The sequence below is a fragment of the Actinoplanes flavus genome (assembly GCF_017592555.1).
Taxonomy (GTDB): domain Bacteria; phylum Actinomycetota; class Actinomycetes; order Mycobacteriales; family Micromonosporaceae; genus Actinoplanes; species Actinoplanes flavus.
The window spans coordinates 200,501-216,431 of record NZ_JAGFNS010000009.1 but is presented as its reverse complement, the minus strand read 5'-3'; the positions used below and the strand labels follow the sequence as shown (position 1 = coordinate 216,431).

Sequence of the window (15,931 nt, the reverse complement as noted above, 5' to 3'; positions counted from 1 at the left end):
GCCCATGCCGGGAGGCCGCCCCGCCGGTCCGGGCTCCGGCGCACATCCGGAGCTGGAGGAGATCGCCGCCTGGTTCAAGGCCGCCCTCGACCAGGCGGGCTATCCGAGCGTCAACGCGTTCGTGCAACGGCACCCGTTCGACAAGAACGTCGTCTACGGCTTCGCGAACGGCAGCCGCTTCCTCGCCCTGGAGTCCTGCCGCGCGCTGGCGGTGGCGCTGGGACGCGGCGCCGCCGAGGTGGACCCGCTGTGGTGGCGCGCCAAACAGGCCATCGAGCGGCAGACCGCCGCGGACCGGGACCGGGGATCCCCGGCCGTGGACTCCTGGGACCGGCTGCCCTGGCCGCCCGCCGCGTTGCAGGACATCCTCGAAGCTCAGGCACAGGCGGTCGACCTGCTGCCGTACCAGCTGCTCGGGGTGGAACCCCCGCCGGTGTCGGCCGTCTACGTCCGGCAGCGGGCCAGGACGCAGCCGGTCGCCGCGAAGGCCGACCGCAAGGAGGCGCGTGCCGACGGCGCCGACCGGGAACGCGCCGACAGCGGCGGCGAGAAGCCGATCCCGATCACCGAGGCCCTCGACCGGCACGAACACCTGGTCATCACCGGGGAACCGGGGGCCGGGAAGTCGACGTTCGGCCAGTACCTGACGTTGCAGCTGTCCCGGCTCTGGCTCCGGCAGTGGAACGGGGAGAAGCCGCCGATCAGCGAGCCGGTCGTCCCGCTGCGCATCCCGGCCCGCACCCTGGTCGGGGCCCGCTCCTGGACCGCGGGGCTGGCCGCGGCCGTGCAGTCGGCGCTCGGGTTGCGCCTGGTCTCCGAACCGCAGGCCGCCCAGTTCGAACGGCGGCCGTTCGGGATCCGCTGGCTGGTCATCGTGGACGGGCTGGACGAGATCGTGGACCGGTCCGCCCGCGGCGAGGTGATCCAGGCCCTGGCCGCGCGGTGCCGGCCCGGTGGCGACTACCGCATCGTGGTGACCACCCGGCAGCTGCCGGACACCGAGTTCGGGCCGCTGCGGACCCAGCATGTCGAGACCTACTCGGTGGAGCCGTTCGGGCGGGACGAGCTGCGGATCTTCGCGGAGAAGTGGTTCGGCGTCCAGGGGTCGCGGCAGCCGGAGCGGGACGCGGCCCGGTTCCTGCACCAGACCGCCGACGGGCGGCTGCGGGAGCTCGTCCGGAACCCGCTGCTGGCCACGATCGCGGCCATCACCTACACCCGGTACCCGGACCGTCCCCTGCCCAGCGGCCGGCTCGACCTGTACGAGCGGTTCTTCGACCACCTGCTCGACGACGACACCAGCGGACGGCACACCAGCGCCGAGCTGCGCCGGATGAACGCCGGGCGGCCGGCCCGCCGCCGTTTCGCCGAATGGATCTACGACAGCCGGCGGACGCTGCTGCGCCATCTCGGCGCGGTCCGCCTGGACAGCGAACGGGGTCTGATCGAGGCGGCCCTCGCATGGATCACCGAACACGCGTCACCGGGCGAGCGGCCGCCCGCCGGCTGGGAGGACGACGTCCGGGCGGTCCTGGTGGGCACCGGCCTGCTGCGGTACGAAGGGGACCGGCTGCGGTTCCTGCACCACTCCTTCGCCGAGTTCCTGGCCGCCGAGGAGCACGCCACCCGGGTCGGTCCCGAGTTCACCGGCCTGGGCGAGTGGATCGCCAAAGGGATGCGGCCGGCGGAGCGCGAGTTCGTCCTGTTCCTGTTCGCCCGCTGGGGCCGCGAGCCCGCCCACGACGTCGGCCGCATCATCGACCCTCTCCTGCTCGGCGATCCGCAACGGGCACTGCTCGCCGGCCGTCTGCTCGCCGAGACGGGCGGCGCGCCGCCGGAGATCAGACGGCGCGTGCTGGACCGGCTGTTCGCTCTCGCCCACTTCCACTCGATCCGCGAGGAACAGGGGACCGACCTCGATCCGGCCGGCCTGTTCCCGCTGGCGCTGGTCGAGGTCGATGCGATCGTCGAGGTGCTGGCGGGGTTCGTCGACGACCCGGAGGTCATCGAGCGTCTCACCGGGCTGGCGGCCGAGCCGGCACTGCCCGAACCGCTGCGCATCGCGGCGTTACGAGCGCTGGGCCGGGTGTCCGACCCCGGGCGGGCGCTGGACCGGCTGGAGGAGATGGCTCCGGCCCTGCGAGGCGCGGACCTGCTGGAGGCGGCCCGGGCCGCGAGCGCCCTGGAACCTTCCGGGCGGTTGAGCCGGATCCTGCTGGAGCGGCTGTGCCAGGACCCCGGCGTCCAGCCGATAGATCGGGTGCAGGCCGCGGCCGAGCTGATGGAACTCGGCGGCGCGGAGACGGCGGTCCGGGTGGCCCGGGAGTCGGCCCTCGGTGGCCGCCTCGACGCCGAGCGGCTCCGGTCCGCTCTCCAGACCTGGCTGCCCACCCTGCCCGAGGGCGCCGAGCGGACTGCCGCGATCAGGGAACTGCTGGCCACGCCGCTCTCCGCTCGTCAGCGGGCCACCGTCGCGGAAGGACTCGCCCGGATCGGCCGGCTCGACGAAGCCGGTGACCTGGCCGTCGCGGTGCTCACCGAGGCGTCCGATCTCGGTCACGAGGCGCAGCCGTTGCTCGCGTCCTGCCTGCGGCCCGGTGACCGGCGTCTTCCCGAGGCGGTCGTGTCGATCCGCCGGCACGGCGATCCGCGCACACGGGCACACGCGGTCCGCGGCCTGGCCGACGCCGGGTGCGAGGCGGAGACCGTCGAGCTGGCACGGGACGTGATGGCGGACCTCGGCGCCGACGCCTACACCGTCGGTCTGGCCGCCGGAGCGTGGCTCGCGGTGAAGGGTGGCGTCGCCCTGGACGAGGTTCTCGCAGCGATCCGCGGCCGGCGACCGGGGCGGACCAGGTGGATCGGGAACCTGATCGAGGCGCTCGCCGACGCGGGCTTCCCGGAGGCCGCGATCGGGATCGCCCGGGACAGTCTGCCCCTGCTGATGCAGAACAACTGGGAGGCCGCCGACTGCATCGAGGCCTGGCTGGCCGCCGGGGGCCCGGAGGAGGCCGGACGGATCACCGCCACTCTCGACGGCCTGCCCGGGATCTCGATCCAGGCACGTGCCCAGATGGCGTTCGCCTTCGCCGTCAAGGGCCGATTCGACGAGGCGGACCGCATGACGCGCGGTCTGATCGATCTTCCGGTCCTCCATTACAGCGAAGTCATGGCGATCGGCAGGACGGTCGTCCTGATCCACGGCGAGCCCGGCGCGGATCTCGTGGCGACGGTCCTCGCCGATCGCGAGGCCGGCACCGGCGAGCGGATGGGGGTGGCCGACCATCTGGCAGCGGCCGGCCACCTCACCGCGGCTCAGCGGATCTGGTGCCTGGTGCTGACCCGCCGCCACGCACCCCTGCACTGGTTGCTGGTCGCCGCCGGACGGCTGAGCGAGACCGGGGCAGCGGCCCTGGCAGCGGCCACCCTCGCCGCACACGACGACCCGGTCGTCCAGGACCGGAGGTCATTGATCGAGGCGGTGTGCCGTACCAGTTCCGCGCGCTCCGGTCGGCTGTAACGCAGCAGCGGCGCGTCGATCTCCTCCCAGCGGGCGCGCAGCTCGGACCAGCGCATGCTGCTTGGCTGCCAGGTTGGCCTGCTGGTCTACTCGTCGATCCGGCCCAGCAGGCCGGGACGGGGGCTCGACTCGATCACGCCCAGGGCGTGCGGATCGATGCTCCAGGCGGCGGCGATCCGCATGACGTCGTCCTGATCGATCCACCAGTCGTCCGACCAGCCGAGCTCGATCTCCACCGGCGTCGGTTCGCCCTGCTGCTCGCACCCCTCGACACCCTCGCAGCAATAGACGTGGCGGATCAGGCGTCCGTCAACGGCCAGCGCGCACTCGGCGTAGTCGACGACGCGGTGGTTACCGAAGAACTGCACCTCGGCGGCGAGCCGGGCGCTCAGGGCCGCGGCCATCGACGCGTCGAGCGTCCGGCCCACCACGAAGATCCAGCCGGCGGCGGGCGGCGAGACGAAGACCCGGTCCTGGTAGGCGGCCTCCACACCCTCCTCCCAACCTGCCTCCCGGGCGCCGTCGAGGCTGATCGCGGCGGCCACCTTCTCGACGGTGCCGCCCCGTACCGCCAGCCAGCACATCTTGATGCCGAAGCTCTCGCCGGTTGGCGTGCCCGGCGGCAGATGTTCGACCGGTAGCCCGGGAAGCATCCGCAACACCTCGTCACAGACGGCGGCCAGGTCGTCGGCGGATCCCAGCCGGACCTGATGCTCGACCGGTCGGTTGCCCGCGCTGCCCGCGCCGATGATCCGGATCGTGCCGGTGGACAGCTCCTCCACCGCGAACCGCGCGGCGCCCCGCAGCAGCCGCGGGTCGATGCCGACGGCGGCGAGCGCCTCCAGATAGTCGCGATGGTCCCGGTGCTCGTCATCGGAGTCGGCGAGCGCGGCCCGGACAGCGGCGAGCAACGGCCCGGCGGCCGCCTCGACCAGGCGGGCCGGTCCGACCAGGCTACTTCGGACGGCCGGCATGACGACCAGACCACCGGACGCCGAGGTCTCCATCGCCGCGCAGCGGACCGTCGGCCAGTCCGGTTCGAGCGCGGCGAGCTCACGGCGGACGAAGGCGCCGAGCTCGCCCGGCGTGGCGTCGCCCGGGATCGACACGTCCGGGTCGGAGTAGGTCCCGAAGGTCCACTGCCCGTTCGAGTGGAAGACCCGGGCGCTCTTCTCGGGCTGGTACCGGTCGGCGGGAATCCCGACGACGTTGGTACAGAAGTCTCGCCACGGACCCCGGTCGTTCTTCCACGGCTCCGAGGGCATGGCGTAGACGTCGAGGATCGTCTGCCCGAGCTGTTCGTCGGAGGCGCCGTCCGCGATGTGCGCCCCGGTGGTGAACCGCCCCCGGGTCACGAACATCCGCCCCTGGAAGACTTCGATCTCGCCCCACAACATGGTCACCGCCCGGTCACGGGGGTGAGGGCGACGATCGTGGTGCGGAGGTGGCGGCGGAACAGGTCGTCGTTCCAGGAGAGGTCGCCGGGGGTGCTCGCCGGGAGGCGTTCGTCGCGGTCGGCCATGGCGGTCAGGGCCGGGACCGCGGTCACCGCCCGGATGGTCACCAGCGTGGTCAGGGCGTCGTGGGCGTCCCGGTGGCCGGAGGCGACGGCGGTCAGCAGGGCGGGGACCAGTTCCTCGGCGGGGACGCCCAGGCGGTGCAGGGCGCGGGCGGCGCGGCTGCGGGCGTACCCGTCGGAATGGAGCAGCCGCCGGATCTCGTGGGTGAGGTCCGCGCCCTCGCCGGTCTCCGTCAGGAGGTCGGCGGCCAGGCCGCCGGGGCCGAAACCGGCCCGGACCAGCGCGCGCAGCGTGGGCAGGAACGGTCCGGTGTCGCCGGTGGCCCGCCAGGCCACCCGGGCGGCGGCCACCTGGGCGCGGCGCTGCCCGTGTTCCGGTTCCGCCGCGCCGGTGAACCAGCGGGTGAGCAGCGGCAGCAGCGGTGCGGCCGCCGGGCCGGCGTCGGCGACGAGGTCCAGCTCGAAGGCGGATCCGGAATCGGTGCCGAGCAGGTGTGCCGCGGCGGTGACCAGCGGGCCCGCGTCGCCGGTCAGCCGGAGCACGGCGTGCCCGCAGCGGACGTCGCCGGCCTCGGCCCGGGCGGTCAGGGCCGCGACGGCGGCGGGCACGACCGGACCCGCGGCCGGGTTCTCCTCGAAAAGCGCACGGGGACCGATCGCGGCCAGGGCGGGGGCGGCGGCGGCCGCGTGGTGGGGCAGGCACGCGACGATCTCCGGTACGGCGCCGGCGGCGGCCGGGCCCCAGGAACGCAGCACGTGGAGCAGGTCGCCGACCGGGTCGCCGGCCATGGACGCCGCGAAGAGCGAGGAGTGCCGGACCGGCGGCCGGGTGAGGCGTTCGCGGATGGCGTCGAGCACCGCCGGATCGAACGGTGGCGATTCCGGGTGGGTGAACGTGTCCAGGACCCGCGGCGACTCGCCGGCCGCCCAGGCGGCGAGCAGCGGCGGCGCGTATCCGGGGTGGCCGAGGCGGACCAGGACGTCCAGCGCGTCGTGGCCGCCGTCGGCGATCAGCACGTCGGCGAGCCCGGCGGCGGCCTCCCCGGCGGCCACGACGGCGAAGCCCGCGGCCTCGCGCACCTTCGGGTCCGGGTCGGTGAACAGGTCGCGGACCACCGGCAGCAGATCGGCCGGCGCCGACCGGGAGCCGTGGAAACGGTCGGCCAGGATGTGCGCCAGCCGGACCCGGGCCGCCGGGTCGACGGCCGCGGCCATCCGGCCGGCCAGCACCCGGGCGGATGCGATGTCCGCCGCCCGGAACACCGGCTGCCAGCCGGGGCGGTCACCCGACCAGAGGCTCTCGTTCGGGTCGGCCGCGGCGAAGGCGTCACCCACCGGCTCCAGGGCGGTGGCGGGGAGAGGCCGCCCGGCCCGGGTGAGAGCCACCGCGGCGGCGGCCACGACCTGCGGGGCGGAGTCGTGCAGGGCGGCCTCCAGCAGCGGCCCGGCTCCGTCCGGATCCAGCATGGCCAGACCGGGGAGCAGCGTCGCGCGTACCCCCGCATGGGTTTCGGAGACCCAGAGGTCACGCAGAGCGGAGGTGGCATGCGGACCGCTCCACGCGGCCGCGTAGGCGGCATGCCGCCGGATCTCCGGATCCGGGTCGGCGAGCAGCGGCAGCAACGGGCCACTGTGCACCGCGACCGACGCCCGGACCAGCGGTTGCGCCTCACCGTCGGCCTGCTCGGGGTCGCAGAGCGCCGAGGGTCCGCAGCAGGTGGTCCCGCCGGTGGACGCCGGGCGTGATCGCCAGCTCCACCAGGAACGGGATCACCTCGGCGGTCGCCGGATAGACGGTGCCCTGATGCCAGATGCTGGAGGCGAACTCGTAGCGCCCCTCCCCGGCGGCCTCCGGATCTCCGGAGGCGATGGCGCGCAGGATGTCCGGGGCCGCGGTGCACGGGCCGTAGGCGCCGTCCAGCGCGGACCAGTCGATGTCGTCGAGCCCGTCGAGCATCGGATCACGGTACGCGATGCGAGCATGGGGACCATGACGAAGCTGAGTGGGCGCGAGATCACCGAACGGGCGCCGCAGGGGTGGGTCTACCTGCTCGGGGCGCTGCGGACCCGGCTGCGGACCGGCGACTTCGCGACCGGGCTGGCGCTGGTGAACACGATCGGCGCGGCGGCCGAGGCGGCCGACCACCACCCGGACCTGGATCTGCGGTACACCCACCTGGACGTGGTGCTGAGCAGCCACGACGTGGGCGCGGTGACCGGGCGGGACCTGCGGCTCGCGGCGACGATCAGCGAGCTGGCCGACTCGGCCGGGGTGGCGGCGGACGCGAACGGTCTGGCCGTCCTGGAGCTGGCGCTGGACAGCCCCGGGTTCCCGGACCAGCTGGACTTCTGGGAGGCGGTGCTGGGCTATCCGCGGGACGCCGAAGGGGATCTGCGCGACCCGTACGGGAAGGTGCCGTTGATCTGGTTCCAACGGTCCGGAAGCGAGGAGCCGCGGCAGCGCTGGCACCCGGACCTGTGGGTGGACCCGGCCGAGGTGCAGCCGCGGATCGACCGGGCGCTGGCGGCCGGCGGCACCCTGGTCAGCGATGCCGAGGCGCCGAGTTTCTGGGTGCTGGCCGACCCGGAGGGCAACAAGGTCTGCCTCTGCACCTGGCAGGAGCGGGGCTGAACAGAAGAACGACGGGGCGGGGATGGACCGAGACCATCCCCGCCCCGCCCTGCACCGATCAGGCCGCGACAGGAGCCTGATCGGTGACCGGAGCCGCCGTCCCGCCGGACAGGTGCCGAAGGTAGGCCGGCAGGGTCAGGAACTCCGGGCAGGTCCGCTCGGTGAGCAGCACCGAGAGCAGCGTCCGGGCCTGGCCGAAGCAGCGGGCCCCTTCCTCGTCCAGGGCGCCGGTCTCGCTGAGCACGTCGAGTTCCTCACGCAGCATCCGGGTGACCAGGGTGGCCGTGACCGGCACACCGTAATCGGTCGGGGTGCCCGACGAGATCCACTGCCAGAGCTGTGCCCGGCAGATCTCGGCGGTCGCCGCGTCCTCCATCAGGCCGCCGAGCGCCACCGCGCCCCGGCCGCCCAGCCACGCCGCGATGTACCGCAGCGCGACACTCACGTTGGTGCGCAGCGCGACCTCGCTGACCGTGACCGCGGTGGACTTGACGTCCAGCAGTTCCGCGGCGGTGACCCGCACGTCCTCGCGCTTGCGCACGATCTGGTGCGGCTCGTCGCCGAGCCACTGGTCGAACACCTCGCGGCAGGTCTCGACGAGGCCCGGGTGCGCGACCCAGGAGCCGTCGAAGCCGTCGCCGACCTCGCGGCGCTTGTCCTGGCGCACCTGGTTGAGGGCCCGCTTCGCGGCGACCGGGTCACGGCTCGGGACGACCGCGGCCATCCCGCCGATCGCGTGGGCACCGCGCTTGTGGCACGTACGGACCAGCAGCTCGGTGTAGGCCCGCATGAACGGCGCGGTCATGGTGACCTGCGAACGTTCGGGCAGGACCACGTCCGGACGGTTCTTGATCATGCTGAACAGGTAGTCCCAGCGGCCCGCGTTCAGGCCGGCCGAGTGCTCGCGCAGTTCGTACAGGATCTCTTCCATCTCGAACGCCGCGTTGATCGTCTCGATCAGGACGGTGGCCCGGATCGTGCCGCGCGGGATGCCGAGGTACTCCTGGGCGAAGACGAAGACGTCGTTCCAGAGGCGGGCCTCCAGGTGCGACTCCATCTTCGGCAGGTAGAAGTACGGTCCGCTGCCCCGCTCGATCTGCCTGCGCCCACAGTGGAACAGGTAGAGACCGAAGTCGAACAGCGAGGCCGAGACGGCCCGGCCGCCGATGCGCAGGTGGCACTCCGGCAGGTGCCAGCCCCGCGGCCGGACCATGATCGTCGGCACCGAGGAGCCGATCTCGTAACGCTTGCCGTCGGCCGCGGTGAAGTCCAGCGTCCCGTCCAGCGCGTCACGCAGGTTGAGCTGTCCGAGGATCACGTTGTCCCAGGTGGGCGACGTCGCGTCCTCGAAGTCGGCCATCCAGACCTTGGCGCCCGAGTTGAGGGCGTTGATGGTCATCTTCCGCTCCGGCGGGCCGGTGATCTCGACCCGCCGGTCGGTGAGATCCGGCACGGCCGGGGCGACCTGCCACGACAGGTCGTCCCGGATGTGCTGGGTGGAGGTCAGGAAGTTCAGGTCGGTGGTACGGGTGGCCCGGCGGCGCCGGCGGCGCTCCAGCAGCTGAACCCGGCGGGCGCCGAACTCGCGGTCGAGCGCCACGATGAACTCGACGGCCTCAGGGGTCAGGATCTCGGAGTAACGGCCTGCGGTCGTACCGGTGATGGTGATCTCTTCGGCGCCCATGTCTCTACCTACCTGTCGCTGTCGCTTGTCAGAACTGCTCGGCCTCGGTGGAACCCGACAGCGCCGTGGTGGAGCTGTCCGGGTTGAGAGCGGTGGAGACGGCGTCGAAGTAGCCGGTGCCGACCTCGGCCTGGTGCTTGGTGGCGGTGTAGCCGTCGGCCTCGGCCGCGAACTCGGCCTCCTGGAGCTTCACGTAGGCGCTCATGCCGGTCTGGGCGTAGCCGCGGGCCAGCTCGAACATCGAGTGGTTGAGCGCGTGGAAGCCGGCCAGGGTGACGAACTGGAACTTGTAGCCCATCGCGCCGAGCTCCTTCTGGAAACGCGCGATGGTGTCGTCGTCCAGGTTCTTCTTCCAGTTGAACGACGGCGAGCAGTTGTACGACAGCAGCTTGCCCGGGTGCTTGGCGTGCACCGCCTCGGCGAACTTGCGGGCGAACTCGAGGTCCGGCTTGCCGGTCTCGACCCACAGCATGTCGGCGTAGTCGGCGTAGGCGATACCGCGGGCGATCGCGGCGTCGTCGCCCGGCGTGACCCGGAAGAAGCCCTCCGAGGTGCGCTCGCCGGTCACGAACGGCTTGTCGCGGTCGTCCACGTCGGTGGTGAGCAGGTCCGCGGCGAGCGCGTCGGTACGGGCGATGACCAGCGTCGGCACACCGGCCACGTCGGCCGCGAGGCGAGCGGCGTTCAGGGTGCGGATGTGCTGCTGGGTCGGGATGAGCACCTTGCCGCCCAGGTGGCCGCACTTCTTCTCGCTGGCCAGCTGGTCCTCCCAGTGCACACCCGCGGCGCCGGCCGCGATCATGCCCTTCATCAGCTCGAACGCGTTGAGCGGGCCACCGAAGCCGGCCTCCGCGTCGGCGACGATCGGGGCGAACCAGTCACGCTCGTACCGGCCGTTCGAGGTGTCGATCTGGTCGGCGCGCAGCAGCGCGTTGTTGATCCGCCGGACCACCGCGGGCACCGAGTTCGCCGGGTAGAGCGACTGGTCCGGGTAGGTGTGGCCGGAGAGGTTCGCGTCCGCGGCGACCTGCCAGCCGGACAGGTAGATCGCCTTGAGGCCGGCGCGCACCATCTGGGTCGCCTGGCCACCGGTCAGCGAGCCGAGGGCGTTGATGTAGTCCTCGGTGTGCAGAAGCTCCCACAGCTTGGCGGCGCCGCGCTCGGCCAGGGTGTGCCGCTCCTGCAGGGTGCCCCGCAGCTTCACGACGTCCTGCGCGGTGTAGTCACGCTTGATGCCGGCCCAGCGGGGGTTGTTCGCCCACTCCCGGGTGAGGTCCTCAGCGGTACCGCCCCGGTTCTCGAACTCAGTCATCAGAAAATCCCTTTCGTGCCCTGTCGCGTTCTTCCTCGTGGAAGAACTTCACTCTCAGGGATCACACCAGCCCCTTTGAAGCCTCTTCCCTCGGAAAGAAGTGAAAAAATTCTGTTAAGGTGAAACCCGTGACCGCTTCACCTTCCGACCCCTCCGTAGACCTGGTGACGCTCGGCCAGCGCCTGCGCCATCTGCGCCGCACCCGGGGCATGACGCTCGACCAGCTCAGCGCCGCCGTCGGCCGGGCCCCGTCCCAGCTGTCACTGATCGAGAACGGGAAACGCGAGCCCAAACTCTCGGTGCTCCAGGCCATCGCGGGCGCTCTCGGCGTACCGATGCAGGATCTTCTCCGCCCGGAGGCGCCGAGCCGGCGCGCCGGGCTGGAGATCGAACTCGCCCACTTCCAGCAGAACCCGGCCTACCAGGCCCTCGGCCTGCCGGCGGTGCGCGCCGGGCGGCGGCTGCCGGCCGACGCGCTGGAAGCACTCATCGGCATGCACCGCGAACTCAACCGGGTGCTCACCGAACAGACCGCCACACCTGAGGTGGCACGGCGCGCCAACGCGCAGCTGCGCGCCGACATGCGCCGGCGCGACAACTACTTCGCCGAGATCGAGCAGGCGGCGGCGCGGGTCCTCCAATCGGTACGGCACACGACCGGCCCACTGTCACAGCGGGGCATCCTCGACATCGCCGCCCAGATCGGCTTCACCCTGCACTACGTCAACGACCTGCCCAGCTCCACCCGGTCGGTCACCGATCTGAAGAACCGCAGAATTTATCTCCCACAGGTGGCCAGCGGAAAAGGCCACGACCCGCGCGCCGTCGTCCTCCAGACGCTCGGCCACTTCGTGCTCGGGCACAACGACCCGGCCGACTACGGCGACTTCCTGCGCCAGCGAGTCGAGGTCAACTACTTCGCGGCGGCCCTGCTCATGCCGGAGAAGTTCGCCGTCGACTTCCTCGCCGAAGCCAAAGCCGACCGGGCACTCGCCATCGACGACTTCCGGGACGCGTTCGGAGTGTCCTACGAGACGGCGGCCCACCGGTTCACCAACCTCGCGACCCACCACCTCGGCATTCCGGTGCACTTCGCGCGGGTCCACGAGAGCGGCATCGTCTACAAGGCCTACGAGAACGACAACGTGCGCTTCCCGTCCGACGTCACCGGGGCGATCGAAGGACAACCGGTGTGCCGCAAGTGGGCGTCGCGGACGGTGTTCGAGGCCGACGACCCGTACTCGTCGTTCTACCAGTTCACCGACACGACCGCCGGAACGTACTGGTGCACCGTGCACGTGGAGGCGACCAGCTCCGGCCTGTTCTCGGTGACCGTCGGCACGCCCTACGAACACTCCCGCTGGTTCCGCGGCGGCGACGTCACCGGCCGCACCGTCTCCCACTGCCCCGACCCGGACTGCTGCCGCCGCCCACCGGCCCAGCTGGTGGACCGCTGGTCCGGCAACGCCTGGCCCAGCGCCCGGGTCCACTCCCACCTGCTCGCCGCCCTGCCACCGGGCACCTTCCCGGGCGTCGACAACCGCGACGTCTACGACTTCCTCGAGCGCCGCGCCTGAACTTCCCTTTCTCCGGTACGCGTGACCTCGCCCCGCCCTGTTCCGGCCGTCCCGTCCGCGCCGCGCACGCCTTCCGGGTGGTCCCGCCTGTGCCGCGCCCGCCGGGCTCAGATCGGTGCCCGGGCGGGCCGGCGCGGGCGTCCCCTCACCCACCTGCCGCCGCTCCCGGTCACGCCGTCCCTTCCCCGGCGCGCGGCTGGCCTGCTTCCGGTCTCTGCCGCCGGTCTCGCCGGGCCGTTGTCTTGCTCCCTTTGGCGTGCGGCTCGCCTGCTTTGGTCTCTGCCGCCGGTGCCGCTCGGCCGTTGGTCACCCCTTGCTTTTGAGGCGTGCGGCTTGCCTGCTTCCGGTTCTTGCCGCCGGTGCCGCTCGGCCGTTGGTCACCCTCTTGCTTCCCAAGCGTCCGGCCTGCCCACTCCTGGCCGTAGCGCCGGTCGCGATAGGTGGGAGCGCGGTTGGCGCTACGTCCGCGCCAGGTCGTGTGCGCCGCCCACCGCCCACCGCTCTGGCGGCCGCGCACCCGACAGCCTTCGCGTGCCATCGCCCACCCACCAGGCCGCGTGTTCTTGGGCGTTTTGCCACCGGGGGCGGTGGTGAATCGTCCAAGGTCGGCGTGGTGTGGGGTGTGGGTGGTGTGCTGGGTGTCTCGTGTCTGGGAGGCCGTGTGTTCGTGGGCGTTTTGCCACCGGGGGCGGTGGTGAATCGTTCAAGGTCGGCGTGGTGTGGGGTGTGGGTGGTGTGCGGGGTGTCTCGTGTCTGGGAGGCCGGGTGTTCTTGGGCGTTTTACCACCGGGGGCGGTGGTGAATCGTTCAAGGTCGGCGTGGTGTGGGGTGTGGGTGGTGTGCGGGGTGTCTCGTGTCTGGGAGGCCGCGTGTTCTTGGGCGTTTTACCACCGGAGGCGGTGGTCAACCGTCCAAGGTCGGCGTGGTGTGGGGTGTGGGTGGTGTGCTGGGTCTCTCGTGTCCGGGAGGCCGCGTGTTCTTGGGCGTTTTACCACCGGGGGCGGTGGTCAACCGTCCAAGATCGACGTGTTGAGGAGTGCGGTCGGTGGGGCGCGGCCGTCGGTGGGCATGACGGTGACCGGCCGCTGGGCGTGACTGGCGTTGCGGGCGGGGGTGGGCAGGTCGGGTGCATGGGAAGCAAGAGGGTGACCGAACGCCGAGCGTGACCGGCGGCAGGTGAGGGGATGGCCGCCCGGCTTGGTGACCGTGTCTGGATCACGCCGGCACCGCTGCCACGGCCTCGACCTCGACCAGCAGGCCGGGGCGGAACAGGCCGGCCACCCGGATCAGGGAGCTGGCCGGCGGGCGGGTCACGTCGACGAACTCGTCGCGCACCCTCCGGATGGTGGCGAGGTCGCTGGTGTCCGTGACGAACCAGGTCAGCTTGACCACGTCGGCCCAGGTCGCCCCGGCCGAGGCGAGCACCTCGCCCAGGTTGTGGAAGACCAGCCGGGTCTGTGCCTCCCAGCCTTCCGGGATCGTGCCGTCGGCGTCGATCGCCACCTGGCCGGACGTGTGGACGAGGCGGCTGCCGGGTGCGACGACGGCGGCGTGGCTGAACCCGTTGGCCGTGGGTGGGCCGGGGAAGTCGATGGTCGGCATCCGTCCACCTTAGAGATCGAGCAGGTCCACGGTCACGGTGGTCACGTCGCCGGCGGTCAGCGACTCGGCCGTGCGGATCGCCTTCTTCACCGGTAGCACGTAGGCGCCGCGGCCGCTGTCGGGGAACACCGAGGTGGTCCACGAGCTGCCGCCCAGCGTGGCTCGCACGCGCAGCGACCCGAAACCGCGGGTCAGGCCGCCGGCCCGCTCCCGGATCTCCTCGGAGACGGCCACCGGCAGGCTCACGAAGGTCCAGCTGTCGGCCTTGCGCGCATCCCAGATCCACAACTCGCTCTCGAACTCCACCCGCACGCCCGCAGCATCCCACGCGGGTACGACATTCAGAGCGGAGCGCCGCCGAACCCGATCTCGTTGCCGTCCGCGTCGATGTAGGTGGTCTTGCGGACGCCGTTGTCGTAGGTCTCCTCCTTGCCGGGGGCGAGGCCGCGGGCGGTGATCCCGGCGATCCGGTCCTCGAAGTCGGCGACGAAGAGGGTGATCAGCGCGTGCCCGGCGTGTTCCGGCCGGTGCTCGACGTAGACGTACCGGTGTTCGGCCACCTCCCACACGGATTCGACGTCGTTGGGGGAGAAGGCGGGCGGGCCGCCGAACAGCTTCTCGTACCAGTCGAGGGCGGCCGGGTAGTCGCGTACGGAGATCCCGGCGAACAGGTCAACGGACATACCTCCAGCGTAGGCAACCATAAAGAACCCTTAACAGTGTTTACTGTTAGGTGTCTTTAATTTACGTTGATGAACACGTTCCCCTGGATGAGGAGCAGTTCATGAAACGTAGGTTCGCCCTTCCCCTGCTGACCGTCGCGACGGTCGGTGGCTCCCTCCTGGTCGCCGCGTCCCCGGCGTCGGCCCACGGCTACATCTCGTCCCCGCCCAGCCGGCAGGCCAACTGCGCGAGCGGCGCGGTCTCCGGCTGCGGCGACATCGTGTACGAGCCGCAGAGCGTCGAAGCCCCCAAGGGCTCGATGCAGTGCAACGGCAGCGGGAGCCGGTTCACCGTCCTCAACGACAACTCCAAGAGCTGGCCGGCCGCCACCGTCGGCACCAGCGTCACCTTCAACTGGGTGCTCACCGCCCGGCACTCGACCGCCACCTGGGAGTACTTCATCGGCAACAAGCTGGTGGCGTCCTTCAACGACGGCGGCGCGCAGCCCGGCGCCACCAAGTCGCACACGGTGAACCTGTCCGGCTACAGCGGACGGCAGACCGTGCTGGCCCGGTGGAACATCTCGGACACGGTCAACGCCTTCTACTCGTGCGTGGACCTGAACATCGGCGGCGGCACCACGAACCCGACGCCCACCCCCACGGCCACGCCGACCACCAGCCCGACACCGACGCCGACCCCGACGGCCACGTCCGGGACGACCACGTGGGCGGCCGGCACGGCGTACCGGGTGGGTGACCGGGTCACCTACAACGGCGTCACCTACCAGTGCCGGCAGGCGCACACCGCGCTGGCCGGCTGGGAACCCCCGCACACCGCGGCGCTGTGGGCCGCCGTCTAGCTGCCACGGGCGGCCCGGTGCTCCGGGCCGCCCTCGCCGTGCTGCTCCTGGGGCTTCTCGCCGCCGGGTGCGGCCGGGAGCGGAGGCCGGCGTTCAGCGACACCGACGTGATGTTCGCGCAGATGGGGCTCGCGCAGATCACCGAGGGGGACCGGGTCGCGGCGATCGCCGAGCAGCGGGCCGCGAACCCGGAGCTGCGGGCCGTCGCCGCTGAGCTGCGCGGCCAGTGGCGCACCGAGGGCGAGACGCTGCGGGGCTGGCTGGACGACTGGGCGCGGCCGCACGCGGCGGACCCGTCGGCCGGGGCACACGCGGGCCACGGCGCGCTGCACTCGCTGCGCGAGGAGGACTTCACCGGGCTGGACGCGCTCGACGGCGCCGACCTGGATCGCGGCGCGGTGGCACTGCTGCTCGGCAACCTGCACAACGCGATGGAGACGATGCGGATGGAGGCCGCCTCAGGTTCGTACCCGGAAGCTGTCGATCTTGCGAAACGCATGACGGAGTCGCGGCAGCGGCAGATCCAGCGCCTGCTCGCGATGGCCGCGGGTTGAGGCAGA

The 15,931-nt window shown here is 71.9% G+C and carries 13 protein-coding genes; 5 read left to right on the top strand and 8 right to left on the bottom strand.

The annotated features are described in order from the left end of the window. Window positions 1–4 precede the first annotated feature (4 nt). Window positions 5–3,520, top strand: a complete 3,516-nt coding sequence (locus J5X75_RS15925; RefSeq protein WP_208468175.1) for a hypothetical protein — start codon at window positions 5–7, stop codon at window positions 3,518–3,520. 86 nt (window positions 3,521–3,606) lie between these two features. Here J5X75_RS15925 and J5X75_RS15920 read toward each other — a convergent pair whose 3' ends face one another. From J5X75_RS15920 to J5X75_RS15910, 3 genes are read right to left on the bottom strand one after another with little or no spacing between them, the layout of a single operon-like run. Continuing rightward, window positions 3,607–4,923: a hypothetical protein gene (locus tag J5X75_RS15920; protein WP_208468174.1), complete on the bottom strand. Its 1,317-nt coding sequence runs from the start codon at window positions 4,921–4,923 to the stop codon at window positions 3,607–3,609. Further along, entirely contained in the window at window positions 4,920–6,662 is a 1,743-nt protein-coding gene (locus J5X75_RS15915) for a HEAT repeat domain-containing protein (RefSeq protein ID WP_208468173.1), read from the bottom strand. The genes J5X75_RS15920 and J5X75_RS15915 overlap by 4 nt, the downstream gene beginning before the upstream one ends. 46 nt (window positions 6,663–6,708) lie before the next feature. Further along, window positions 6,709–6,996 (bottom strand): hypothetical protein, encoded by a 288-nt coding sequence (locus tag J5X75_RS15910; RefSeq protein WP_208468172.1) that lies wholly within the window; start codon window positions 6,994–6,996, stop codon window positions 6,709–6,711. Between the two features lie 33 nt (window positions 6,997–7,029). On the opposite strand from J5X75_RS15910, the gene J5X75_RS15905 reads away from it, so the two are divergent. Then, entirely contained in the window at window positions 7,030–7,671 is a 642-nt protein-coding gene (locus tag J5X75_RS15905) for a 4a-hydroxytetrahydrobiopterin dehydratase (protein WP_208468171.1), read from the top strand. Between the two features lie 58 nt (window positions 7,672–7,729). Here J5X75_RS15905 and aceB read toward each other — a convergent pair whose 3' ends face one another. Together aceB and aceA are read right to left on the bottom strand one after the other, a co-directional pair. Next, window positions 7,730–9,355 (bottom strand): malate synthase A, encoded by a 1,626-nt coding sequence (gene aceB / locus J5X75_RS15900; RefSeq protein ID WP_208468170.1) that lies wholly within the window; start codon window positions 9,353–9,355, stop codon window positions 7,730–7,732. Window positions 9,356–9,383: 28 nt separating this feature from the next. Continuing rightward, entirely contained in the window at window positions 9,384–10,667 is a 1,284-nt protein-coding gene (aceA, locus tag J5X75_RS15895; protein ID WP_208468169.1) for an isocitrate lyase, read from the bottom strand. Window positions 10,668–10,795: 128 nt separating this feature from the next. Here aceA and J5X75_RS15890 point away from each other — a divergent pair, with 128 nt between their 5' ends. Then, window positions 10,796–12,244, top strand: coding sequence for a helix-turn-helix domain-containing protein (locus tag J5X75_RS15890; protein ID WP_208468168.1), 1,449 nt, complete (start codon window positions 10,796–10,798; stop codon window positions 12,242–12,244). 1,215 nt (window positions 12,245–13,459) lie between these two features. Here J5X75_RS15890 and J5X75_RS15885 read toward each other — a convergent pair. The 3 genes from J5X75_RS15885 to J5X75_RS15875 are packed head-to-tail and all read right to left on the bottom strand — an operon-like array spanning window position 13,460 to window position 14,529. Then, window positions 13,460–13,846, bottom strand: a complete 387-nt coding sequence (locus tag J5X75_RS15885) for a RidA family protein (protein ID WP_208468167.1) — start codon at window positions 13,844–13,846, stop codon at window positions 13,460–13,462. A gap of 9 nt (window positions 13,847–13,855) precedes the next feature. Next, entirely contained in the window at window positions 13,856–14,158 is a 303-nt protein-coding gene (locus tag J5X75_RS15880; protein ID WP_208468166.1) for a DUF1905 domain-containing protein, read from the bottom strand. A 29-nt stretch (window positions 14,159–14,187) separates the two neighbouring features. After that, a complete protein-coding gene (locus J5X75_RS15875) occupies window positions 14,188–14,529 on the bottom strand; it encodes a VOC family protein (RefSeq protein WP_208468165.1) in 342 nt (113 codons plus the stop codon). Between the two features lie 101 nt (window positions 14,530–14,630). On the opposite strand from J5X75_RS15875, the gene J5X75_RS15870 reads away from it, so the two are divergent. After that, window positions 14,631–15,371, top strand: coding sequence for a lytic polysaccharide monooxygenase (locus tag J5X75_RS15870; protein ID WP_208468164.1), 741 nt, complete (start codon window positions 14,631–14,633; stop codon window positions 15,369–15,371). A gap of 17 nt (window positions 15,372–15,388) precedes the next feature. Then, window positions 15,389–15,925 (top strand): DUF305 domain-containing protein, encoded by a 537-nt coding sequence (locus J5X75_RS15865; protein WP_307798101.1) that lies wholly within the window; start codon window positions 15,389–15,391, stop codon window positions 15,923–15,925. Window positions 15,926–15,931: the final 6 nt, after the last annotated feature.

Coding starts and splice junctions, on each gene's coding strand:
- J5X75_RS15925 (WP_208468175.1), top strand. CDS start 5: ATGCCGGGAGGCCGCCCCGCCGGTCCGGGCTCCGGCGCACATCCGGAG.
- J5X75_RS15905 (WP_208468171.1), top strand. CDS start 7,030: ATGACGAAGCTGAGTGGGCGCGAGATCACCGAACGGGCGCCGCAGGGG.
- J5X75_RS15910 (WP_208468172.1), bottom strand. CDS start 6,996: ATGCTCGACGGGCTCGACGACATCGACTGGTCCGCGCTGGACGGCGCC.
- J5X75_RS15885 (WP_208468167.1), bottom strand. CDS start 13,846: ATGCCGACCATCGACTTCCCCGGCCCACCCACGGCCAACGGGTTCAGC.
- aceA (WP_208468169.1), bottom strand. CDS start 10,667: ATGACTGAGTTCGAGAACCGGGGCGGTACCGCTGAGGACCTCACCCGG.
- aceB (WP_208468170.1), bottom strand. CDS start 9,355: ATGGGCGCCGAAGAGATCACCATCACCGGTACGACCGCAGGCCGTTAC.
- J5X75_RS15870 (WP_208468164.1), top strand. CDS start 14,631: ATGAAACGTAGGTTCGCCCTTCCCCTGCTGACCGTCGCGACGGTCGGT.
- J5X75_RS15875 (WP_208468165.1), bottom strand. CDS start 14,529: ATGTCCGTTGACCTGTTCGCCGGGATCTCCGTACGCGACTACCCGGCC.